We start from the raw sequence: 351 nt of genomic DNA, 5'->3' as shown, positions 1-351 counted from the left end.
CGGCACCCACCGCGGCCGCACCGCGGCCGGCTGGCGCCGCCTGGAGCGCGAACACGGCTTCCGCGCCCCCCACAGCTGGCGCTGACCCACCACGGGCCCGCAGGGGCCCCGTGACGCACCGTGAAGGGCCGGAACCCGGTATCACCGGGTTCCGGCCCTTCGTGCTGCCGCTACGCCGAAGGCCGCGCCCCCCTTTCGGGGAGCGCGGCCTTCGGGACGGGCGGAACGCCTGGGGACAGCTACCGCAGCCGGGCCATGAGGGCGTGCTCGACGAGGGTGATGAGCGCGCTCTTGGCGTCGGCGCGGTGGCGGGCGTCGGTGGTGATGATGGGGGTGTCGGGGCCGATCTGG

The 351-nt window shown here is 76.1% G+C and carries 2 pseudogenes; one reads left to right on the top strand and one right to left on the bottom strand.

The window, feature by feature from the left end:
* Nucleotides 1-85: pseudogene (locus tag ADL08_RS38120) on the top strand (acyl-CoA carboxylase subunit epsilon); the annotation flags it as partial.
* A 154-nt stretch (nt 86-239) separates the two neighbouring features.
* Here the strand turns inward: ADL08_RS38120 and ADL08_RS13580 are convergent.
* A pseudogene (locus tag ADL08_RS13580) lies at nt 240-351 on the bottom strand (ATP-binding protein); the annotation flags it as partial.

Origin of the sequence: Streptomyces sp. NRRL F-6492 (assembly GCF_001280125.1) — a bacterium.
Taxonomy (GTDB): domain Bacteria; phylum Actinomycetota; class Actinomycetes; order Streptomycetales; family Streptomycetaceae; genus Streptomyces.
Note: the sequence above shows the minus strand (reverse complement) of the source record. Positions and strands in the feature narration are given on the sequence as shown.